Source organism: Oscillatoria salina IIICB1 (assembly GCF_020144665.1).
Classification (GTDB): Bacteria; Cyanobacteriota; Cyanobacteriia; order Cyanobacteriales; family SIO1D9; genus IIICB1.
This window is the reverse complement of record NZ_JAAHBQ010000062.1, coordinates 25,812-35,218: the sequence shown is the minus strand read 5'-3', so window position 1 is coordinate 35,218 and position 9,407 is coordinate 25,812. Positions and strand designations below refer to the sequence as shown.

12 protein-coding genes are annotated in these 9,407 nt (G+C 39.9%); 9 read left to right on the top strand and 3 right to left on the bottom strand.

Features of this window, described 5'->3' with window-relative positions:
* The 8 genes from G3T18_RS18060 to G3T18_RS18025 form a co-directional block, all read left to right on the top strand.
* The coding region (locus G3T18_RS18060; RefSeq protein WP_224411979.1) for a GDSL-type esterase/lipase family protein at window positions 1-478 on the top strand (478 nt) is incomplete at its 5' end.
* 158 nt (window positions 479-636) lie between these two features.
* Window positions 637-963, top strand: a complete 327-nt coding sequence (locus G3T18_RS18055; protein ID WP_224411978.1) for an ArsR/SmtB family transcription factor — start codon at window positions 637-639, stop codon at window positions 961-963.
* A gap of 120 nt (window positions 964-1,083) precedes the next feature.
* The gene (locus G3T18_RS18050) at window positions 1,084-2,094 is read left to right on the top strand and encodes a PstS family phosphate ABC transporter substrate-binding protein (RefSeq protein ID WP_224411977.1); all 1,011 of its coding nucleotides are present in this window, start codon (window positions 1,084-1,086) and stop codon (window positions 2,092-2,094) included.
* Between the two features lie 7 nt (window positions 2,095-2,101).
* Window positions 2,102-3,256, top strand: a complete 1,155-nt coding sequence (gene arsB / locus G3T18_RS18045; protein WP_224411976.1) for an ACR3 family arsenite efflux transporter — start codon at window positions 2,102-2,104, stop codon at window positions 3,254-3,256.
* Window position 3,257: 1 nt separating this feature from the next.
* Window positions 3,258-3,863, top strand: a complete 606-nt coding sequence (locus G3T18_RS18040; protein WP_224411975.1) for a zinc dependent phospholipase C family protein — start codon at window positions 3,258-3,260, stop codon at window positions 3,861-3,863.
* Window positions 3,860-4,255, top strand: a complete 396-nt coding sequence (gene arsC, locus G3T18_RS18035; protein ID WP_224411974.1) for an arsenate reductase, glutathione/glutaredoxin type — start codon at window positions 3,860-3,862, stop codon at window positions 4,253-4,255. Before G3T18_RS18040 ends, arsC begins: the two co-directional genes overlap by 4 nt.
* 181 nt (window positions 4,256-4,436) lie before the next feature.
* Window positions 4,437-5,702 (top strand): transporter, encoded by a 1,266-nt coding sequence (locus G3T18_RS18030; protein ID WP_224411973.1) that lies wholly within the window; start codon window positions 4,437-4,439, stop codon window positions 5,700-5,702.
* Window positions 5,703-6,082: 380 nt separating this feature from the next.
* Window positions 6,083-6,655, top strand: a complete 573-nt coding sequence (locus tag G3T18_RS18025) for a manganese efflux pump MntP (protein WP_224411972.1) — start codon at window positions 6,083-6,085, stop codon at window positions 6,653-6,655.
* On the opposite strand, the gene rppA is transcribed toward G3T18_RS18025, so the two are convergent.
* Window positions 6,648-7,328, bottom strand: a complete 681-nt coding sequence (gene rppA / locus G3T18_RS18020) for a two-component system response regulator RppA (RefSeq protein ID WP_224411971.1) — start codon at window positions 7,326-7,328, stop codon at window positions 6,648-6,650. The two genes, G3T18_RS18025 and rppA, sit on opposite strands and share 8 nt — an antisense overlap.
* A gap of 30 nt (window positions 7,329-7,358) precedes the next feature.
* Here rppA and hisG point away from each other — a divergent pair, with 30 nt between their 5' ends.
* Entirely contained in the window at window positions 7,359-7,994 is a 636-nt protein-coding gene (gene hisG, locus G3T18_RS18015; RefSeq protein WP_224411970.1) for an ATP phosphoribosyltransferase, read from the top strand.
* 129 nt (window positions 7,995-8,123) lie between these two features.
* On the opposite strand, the gene G3T18_RS18010 is transcribed toward hisG, so the two are convergent.
* Window positions 8,124-8,891, bottom strand: coding sequence for an HAD family hydrolase (locus G3T18_RS18010; protein WP_224411969.1), 768 nt, complete (start codon window positions 8,889-8,891; stop codon window positions 8,124-8,126).
* A gap of 4 nt (window positions 8,892-8,895) precedes the next feature.
* Window positions 8,896-9,204 carry a cupin domain-containing protein gene (locus G3T18_RS18005; RefSeq protein ID WP_224411968.1) on the bottom strand — a complete coding sequence of 103 codons (309 nt, stop codon included), beginning with the start codon at window positions 9,202-9,204 and terminating at the stop codon, window positions 8,896-8,898.
* Window positions 9,205-9,407: the final 203 nt, after the last annotated feature.

The window sequence follows — 9,407 nt, the reverse complement described above, 5'->3', positions numbered from 1 at the left end:
TCAATACAATCTTGGTGTCAGAGGGGAAACCAGTTTAGATATCAAGTTACGTTGGTATCAAGAAGTTAGTTGTCGCTTACCGAAAACAGCAGATAGTAGAGTTATTTTCTCGTTTGGCGCTAATGATACCACGAAGGCGGAGGGAAAAACTCGCGTTGATTTTGAGGATTCGGGGCGTAACTTGGAGTCAATTCTCAAAGTAGCGAAACAAGAATTTCCCGTGTTAATGGTGGGAATTCCGCCGATAGCAGACGATATAGCACAAAATCAAAGAATTGCTCGTTTATCTGACAAATTTGCTGAACTTTGTTCTCAGTTAAATATACCTTATTTAGATGTTTTTACGCCTTTACAAGCTTCTCAAGTTTGGTTGAGTGAAGCTATTGCAAATGATGGCGCTCATCCTAGAGATGCGGGTTATACTGAGTTAGCAAATTTGGTTCAAAATTGGTCTGCTTGGTTATCTTGGTTGAGATAATTGGCAGACAAATTGTCTCGATTATATCATATTTTGCACGTTGAAAATAAGGCGATCGCGCTACTTTCTCAATTTTAAATCTCATAAGCCCCCGGAGGGGATGTTCACAAAAATATGAAGGGTTAGCATAAGCTAAGAAGACATATTTACGAAAATCGATGTCAACAACTATTTCTGTTACAGACACCGCTTTAATCTTAGCTGGCTTTCGCGCTCTTTCCGATCCCATCCGCTTTCAAGTGGTGGAACTTTTGAAGTCAGGTGAAATGTGCGTTTGTGACTTATGTGAAGAAATTGGCGTTTCTCAGTCAAAACTTTCTTTTCACCTCAAAACTCTTAAAGAAGCATCTTTGGTGCGTCCTCGTCAAGAGGGACGCTGGATTTATTACAGTTTAAATTTGCCTCAATTTGTCGCTTTAGAGCAGTTTTTGGCTGAATATCGTCGTACTGTAGTTATGTTACCAGCTAAGTATTGTCCTGGTTAGCTGCGAAATCAGCGAAAATCTTTCATCTCTCTCTTTTTCTTAACCAAACCTTAAACCATATTTCAATTTTTTTTGAAATAATAGTAAAAAAACTTCACTCAAAACGATGGGGGGAGAGAGATGAAAAATATAACAAAAAAAGTTTGTAAACGTTTATCAGTGGCAGGTTGGAGTGTAATAGCTATAACAGCGATTAGCGCTTGCGCTCAAATCGAGCCGGAACAGCAAGAATCAATAAAAGTTGATGGTTCGAGTACAGTTTACCCAATTACCTTAGCGATCGCCTCGGAATTTACCTCAGAGGTAGAAGTTAATTTTTCCGGTACAGGAGGAGGATTCGAGAAATTTTGTACTGGGGAAACAGCAATTAACAACGCCTCACGACCAATTCAGACAGCAGAAATGGAAGCTTGCGATCGCGCCGGAATCCGCTACATGGAACTACCGATCGCCTTTGATGCGTTAACCATCGTCGTTAACCCAGAAAACGACTGGTTAGAAAGTATTACAATCGCTGAATTAGCAAAAATTTGGCAACCCGAAGCTGAGGGAAAGATAACTAATTGGAATCAAATTCGGACTGATTTTCCCGATCGCCCTTTAACACTTTACGGACCCGGAACTGACTCCGGTACTTACGAATACTTCACCGAAGCCGTTGTCGGCGAATCTGGGGCTAGTCGGAGTGATTACGTCGCTAGCGAAGATGACGAAGTTTTAGTTCAAGGAGTCAGCCAAGACCCCAACGCATTAGGTTACTTTGGCTACGCCTATTATGAAGCAAACCGAGACAACTTAAAAGCCGTAGCAGTTGCTAACAACAACGCTGCCATTTTACCATCTCCAGAAACCCTGAAAAATGCCGAGTATCAGCCACTTTCCCGCCCCTTATTTATCTACGTTAACGCTGCGGCAGCCCAAAAAAATCCCGCCCTCCAAGAATTCGTTGAATTTTACCTAGAAAAAGCACCAGAAACCGTCAGTTCTGTTGGTTACGTTCCCCTCCCCAGCGAAGGTTATAACCTTGCCATGATTCAGTTTGAAAAAGGCAAAGTTGGCACCGTGTTCGAGGGTAAATCGGAATTCAACCTCACCATTGAAGAACTACTGAAAAAGCAAGCAAAATTCTAACTAAATAATGAGTACAAATAACACCAAAATTAACACCAAAGCCGTACAAGCTGGCGGTAAACTTAGTTTTTTTGAAAAATACCTTACCTTGTGGGTAATCATCTGCATAATTAGCGGCATAGTCCTCGGAAAAATTTTCCCTGGAATTGCCACCACCCTAGATGCAATGAGCATTTACCAAGTGTCAATTCCCATTGCTATTTGTCTCTTTTTCATGATGTATCCCATCATGGTAAAAATTGACTTTTCTCAAGCCGTAAATGCTGCCCGAACACCCAAACCAGTTATCCTAACCTTAGTGGTTAATTGGTTAATCAAACCCTTGACAATGGTTGTTTTTGCTCAATTTTTTCTCGGTTGGCTGTTTCGTCCTTTCTTAACAGAAACCGAGATAATTCGCGGCGCAGAAGTTACCTTGGCAAATTCTTACATTGCCGGAGCAATTTTATTAGGAATTGCTCCTTGTACGGCAATGGTATTAATGTGGGGTTATCTTTCTTACAGTAACCAAGGACATACTTTAGTCATGGTAGCAGTCAATTCTTTAGCCATGTTGTTATTGTATGCACCCTTGGGGCGATGGTTGCTAGCCGCTAACAATTTAACTGTACCTTGGGAAACAATTGTTTTATCTGTACTAATTTATGTTGGCTTACCTTTAGCCGCAGGAATGTACAGCCGTTACTGGATTTTTAAACACAAAGGAGAAGCTTGGTTTAACCGTCGCTTTCTCAAATATTTAAGTCCAGTTTCAACAGCAGCTTTGTTGATAACCTTGGTGCTTTTATTTGCTTTTAAAGGCGAGTTAATTGTTGCTAATCCCCTGCACATTCTTTTAATCGCCGTACCGCTTTTCATCCAAACTAATTTTATCTTTTTAATTGCTTATGTAGCAGCTTGGAAAATGAAATTAGTTTATGAAGATGCGGCACCTGCGGCTTTAATTGGTGCAAGCAATCACTTCGAGGTTGCGATTGCGACGGCGGTAATGCTCTTTGGTTTGAATTCCGGCGCAGCCTTAGCTACAGTGGTAGGAGTATTAATTGAAGTACCAGTGATGTTAATGCTGGTAAAATTTTGTCAGAGGACTGCTTTTTGGTTTCCTCGCGAACCAGAAAAAGCAACTTTATGCGACCCTCGTTGTCTTAGTAGCTTGAATTAAAATGAATACCTATTCCCACTTTTTGATGACTGCGGCGCTGGATAAAGGTTTACCAAGAGTACCCATTGTTAAAAAGGCTTTTTTGTTGGGTTCAGTTGCACCAGATTTGCCCTTGTGGTTTTTGTTTACCGGAAGTATTATTTACTACCATTTTCTGCGCGGTTGGAGTTGGGAAGAAGCGTTTAACTACATTTTTGGCGAGTTATTTTTTCAAAATCCCGTGTGGATTGGAATGCACAATTTTCTCCACGCGCCGATTGTGTTATTATTGGGAATAGGTTTGTTGTGGCGATCGCGTCGCAAAATTGGTTCGTTACAACGTTGGTTTTTCTGGTTTTTCGTTGCTTGTTTGCTGCATTCAGTTGTAGATATTTTAACTCACGCGACTGATGGACCGTTGTTATTTTTTCCTTTCAATTGGACTTTTCGTTTTCCCAGTCCCGTTAGTTATTGGGAACCGGAATATTACGGTAATGAGTTTAGTAAATTTGAACATTGGTTAGATTTAGTTTTGTTGATTTATTTACTAATTCGTCCGGCGCGGAAATTATTTAATCGTCTCGTAGCTAACTTTACTAATCAGTCTCAAATTGGGACAAAAAGATGAAAAAAGTAATGTTTGTTTGTAAGCGAAATTCTTGTCGTTCGCAAATGGCTGAAGGTTTTGCCAGAGAATTGGGAGCAGGTAAAATTAACGTTACCAGTTCGGGTTTAGAAGCTAGTCGAGTTCATCCTACAGCTATTCAAGTAATGGATGAAGTTGGGATTGATATTAGCGATCAAACTTCCGATCCTTTGAGTGATTTTAACCCGGAAGATTACGATGCGGTCATTTCTTTATGTGGCTGTGGGGTTAATTTACCAGAAGCTTGGGTATTAAGAGAAGTGTTTGCTGATTGGGAATTAGATGACCCAGATGGACAACCTTTAGCTACTTTTCGGCGCGTGCGCGATGAGGTAAAAGAAAGGGTGGAAAAGTTGATTGATTCTTTAAGTTGATTTGGTTGATTTACGGCGAGATTCTTTTTTCGCAGTCCGGTATAACTAGAGAATCTTGGTAGCCGGGAATGGTAACTATAACTAATTAACATTACTTGACAACCTGTCTTTTGACTTTGGTGGGGATTTTTCTTAAGCTGTCTTTTGCTGAAATAGCAGATTTACAGAAGATAGGAATTAAATGATTCAACAAAATTGGTATTTGTTAAATGCTGCCCTTGCTTTGTTGACAGCAACTTCAGTTGTTGCTCAAACTCCACCAACATTACAACCTGAGACTGAAACTGAAGTTTTGACAGCAGTTACCGGAACCAACCTAGAGGAAGTTATAGTTCCCACACCGAATCAACAAACATTACCTACGTTTGAACTAAACTCTCAGACTCAAGTTAGCGTTGATGATTCATTTTCAACTGTTTCTCTCAATACTTCTATTGGGGAAAATGTAACCTTACCTTTTCAGGATACAACGGTAATCATTGCTGACAGTAGCGATCGCGCAACAAACTCTGAATGGACATCAGGACGACCAGATGGACACGCTCCGATTGGGGTGATGGGCGACCACGTTCACAAAGCAGGAGAATGGATGGTTTCCTATCGCTATATGTTCATGGCGATGGCAGGAAACCGAGATGGCACTGATAACCTCAGTACAGATGAAGTTCTGCGGGATTTTATGGTAACTCCGGAAGATATGACGATGCAAATGCACATGTTCGGAGCGATGTATGCACCGACAGATGATTTGACTTTGATGGTGATGCTTCCTTTTGTCTCGAAGGAAATGGATCATCGGACGCGATCGGGAGTAGAATTTACTACTAATTCCGGAGGTCTAGGCGATATTAAGTTTACAGGTTTGTATAATGTCCTGCGAGAAAATCGCCAGCGCGTTCACCTTAATTTTGGAGTTAGTTTTCCCACTGGTTCGATTGACGAACGCGATGATACTCCGGCGGTAAATGACCAAATTCTTCCTTATCCAATGCAAATTGGTTCGGGAACTTTTGACTTACTTCCAGGGATAACTTATTTAGGTCAAACTGATGATTGGTCATGGGGAACGCAGCTAAATACTGCGATTCGTTTGGGTCAAAATAGTCGCGATTATAGTTTAGGAAATCGCTATCAATTAACAACTTGGGTTGGTCGTCAATGGACAGAACAAGTAAGTACATCTCTACGGTTGAGTGGACAAACTTGGGGAAATTATGATGGTGCTGATTCTAGTTTAAATCCGATGATGATTCCGACAGCAGATCCGGAATTGCGTGGGGGAACTCGCTTGGATTTAGGATTGGGAATTAATGTCTATTTTCCGGAAGGTTCTCTAGCTGGAGGACGCTTAGGTGTTGAGTTTGAGTTTCCAGTTTATCAGTCTCTTGAGGGTCCTCAATTAGAGACTGATTGGCAGTTAACGGCTGGATTACAATATTCGTTTTAAAAGAGCGCTATTGTTTTACTTTATTTCATTTCTTGGCTCAGCCAAGAAATGATTAGATTCTTCGTCTAATGACAAAACGCAGTTAACTAAAGTACGATCTGCCGCTTGAGTAGAAATTCCAGACGCGATCGCTAAATGCTCCGATTTGCTAAAATAGCCAGCCTGTGGCTTTGAGGTGAGTAAATTTTGTTTCAGGGGCAGTTGTTTCTTTAAATTATGATTAAAAAATTAATTATTTATGATTCACAAATTAACGGTAATTAATTATGAGATAAATTTGCGATAAACATGAAATAACTATGAAATAATTAGCGCCAATTTGGCGGTTGATTTGTGTTAAAAATAGGTAGGATTAAAATAGAAACAGAAAATCGAGTTAAATGACGTTAATTACAATTCTTTCTATTGCCCTTGGTTTAGCGGCAGATGCTTTTGCTGTCTCGATTTGTAGTGGTTTGGCAATTAGACGTATTAAAATTAATAAGGCTTTAAAAATTGCTTTATTTTTTGGTGGCTTTCAAGCATTGATGCCTTTAATTGGTTGGATAATTGGCTTGAGTTTTCGAGTTTTTTTGACGGAAATCGACCACTGGATTGCTTTTGGGCTTTTGAGCTTTTTGGGTGGAAAAATGATTTATGAAGCCATTCAAGAAGATGATAGCGAAGTCAAAGTGAATCCTTTAGATACTTATGTTTTAATTAGTTTAGCTATTGCTACTAGCTTAGATGCGTTTGCTGTTGGTTTGGGCTTTTCCGTACTCAATGCGGGAATTGTACCTGCGGCAACGGCGATCGGAGTTGTGACTTTTTTCTTGTGTTTTATGGGTGTATTTATTGGTCATCAATTTGGGACTTGGTTTGAAAGTAAAGTTGAAATTATTGGCGGTGTAATTTTAATTGGAATTGGCAGCAAAATTTTGCTGGAACATTTGCTAGCTGTACCGATTAGTTAATTTCTCCGAAACGATAACCTTTTCCATAAACAGTATGAATTAAAGGCAGTTCGTCTTTGGCTTCAACTTTGCGACGCAATAACCTGACTAAAGCTGCTAAAACATTGCTATTAGGTTTTTCATCTTCTGACCACAAATGCTGATAAATTTGAGAGTGAGTTAGTAGTTGATTGGGGTGACGCATGAACAATTCTAGGAGTTGAATTTCTTTTTCTGAGAGTTCGATTGCTCTTCCTTTGCGGTACGCTAATTGGTTCTCTTTGTCAAGTTCTAAATCGGCAACTTTTAGTGGTTGGGTGTGAGATTCAAAATTTAGCGATCGCCGCATCAAAGCACGAACTCTGGCTAGCAACTCCCGTAATTCAAAGGGTTTGACTAAATAATCGTCTGCGCCAGCGTCGAGTCCCAAAACGCGATCGTCAATGGTATCCTTAGCTGTTAGAAAGAGAACTGGTGTAGTTTTGCCTTGTTGTCGTAACTCGCGACAGATTTCTAAGCCCGATTTTTTCGGCATCATCCAGTCAAGAATCAGTAAATCGTAATCTTGCTTTAACGCTAGCTTACTCCCAGTAATGCCACTGTCAGCGACATCTACGCGATAACCTTCGCGAGATAAAACCTGTGAAAGAGGATTAGTTAGTTCTACTTCGTCATCAACTAATAAAATACGCATTGTTAACTATATTTTGTCCAACAACTTTTGATGATTACCGTCGCATTGCCTAAAGGGGCTCTCTTATCTGATAGTATCAAGATCCTGAAATCTGTAGGTTTAGATTTTAGTGCTTTTCTTGACAAAAATAACCGCCAACTCCAAATTGCCGATCCTACAAACACGGCGAAAGGATTGTTAGTCAGGGCGCAAGATGTGCCAGTTTATGTCGAATACGGTCAAGCTGAGTTAGGAATCGTGGGTTATGATGTTTTACGGGAAAAAGATCCGGCTGTGGCGCATTTAGCTGACTTAAAATTTGGTTTTTGTCGGATGTCAGTGGCGGTGCGTCAAGAAAGTTCTTATCGGCGATCGCTGGAACTTCCCCTCCATGCGAGAGTCGCTTCTAAGTTCGTTTATTGCGCTAAGGAATACTTTCGCCAGCTCGATCTACCTGTGGAAATTATACCTCTTTACGGTTCTGTTGAACTCGGACCGATCACTGGAATGTCTGAGGCGATCGTCGATTTGGTTTCCACGGGACGCACTTTGCGGGAAAATGGCTTAATTGAAATTGATGTTTTATTTGAAAGTACCGCCCGATTAATTGCTCATCCAATGGGTTATCGTTTGGGTAAGGATAATGTTCGCGATTTGGTAGCTAAGTTACGGGAAACCACGGTGTAAACTAATTTAATTCTTCAACTCAATTCTCGATTCAAACAGTCAATTTTAGACCCGCTAATGCGGGTTTTTTTCTATATCTAATAATTTATTCCTCAGAAATAATCTGTTTAGATTGAAGTAAACTAATGACTAATTATTTGAAAATTTTTGGTGTAAACTTCTTAAAGTTTCTAAGTCTAAATAAGCTTTATTAAAAATTTGTTCTGATAAAATTTGCAGAGGAAGATTTTCTTCACCGAGACAATCTAAAACCAGCAAAGCTTGAGAAAAATTTTGATTTCGAGTATAATCATTAACAGTAACAACTGTTTTTAATCCTGCTTGGGTTGCCGCTTGTAAACCATGTTCCGAATCTTCAAAAACTAAACACTCATCGGGACTTAAATTCATTTTTTCCAAGACATAATAATAGATAGCTGGTGCCGGTTTTTTTTGAGTCACAATATCGCCAGCCGCAATGACTTCAAACCATTCTGGGTCGAGTGTTTGTTGCAATAATGCCATAGTATTAGGTAAAGCGCTAGTCGTGGCGATCGCTAAACGCACCCCCTGCGATCGCGCTTCCGTAATTAATCTTCGCACGCCAGGACGCAAAGGAATAGCCGCTTCCCTAAGTAAGCTTTGGTAATGTTTAGTTTTCGCTGCGTGTAAATTAGCAATAAATTCAGCCAATTCTCCAGGCACTTGAAAATCCGTTTTATACTTAGTTAAATAATGCTGAATCCGTTCTTTTCCCCCCGATACTTTTAGTAATTCTCCATACAAATCTGGCTGCCAATTCCAATCTAAACCAGCATCAACAAAAGCCCGATTAAAAGCAACTAAATGACCGTCTCTTTCCGTCTCAGCTAAAGTACCGTCAACATCAAAAATTAAAGCACGTAATTTCTTTGTCATCAGCTTAACTTTTCGTTCCATCTAAACTAACAACAGGCTTATTTCCAACTACTTCTGCACTATGTACTTCCCCGCGAGGAACTTCTAAACAATCACCAGCTTCTAAAATTACTGTTTGTCCCTGCATTGTCATCCGAAAACGCCCCGAAACTACAGCATCCATTTTCGCAATATTATGAGTATGATCCGGAAAACACATTCCTGGTGAATACACATACCGAGAAACTCGATAACCTCGCCGTTCTAACTTTTTCCTAAGTGCTGACTCAGAAAAACTACCGTCTTGTTCTTCGTGCCAATGTTCGACCTTCATCCTTTTCTTTTTCTCTCCTCAATCCTAAATTACCATAACTACTGTCCTAGATTCAAATTTAGTTAAGAAAATAAATTTATTTTCAATTTCTTCCTCGAAAGAAGCCAAAGCTAAACTTACTAATCCTAAAGAAAATCTTCATAAATCAACCAAGATTGCTCGCAGAAGATATAATTCCAATTAATTATTCCTTGGGATTTATA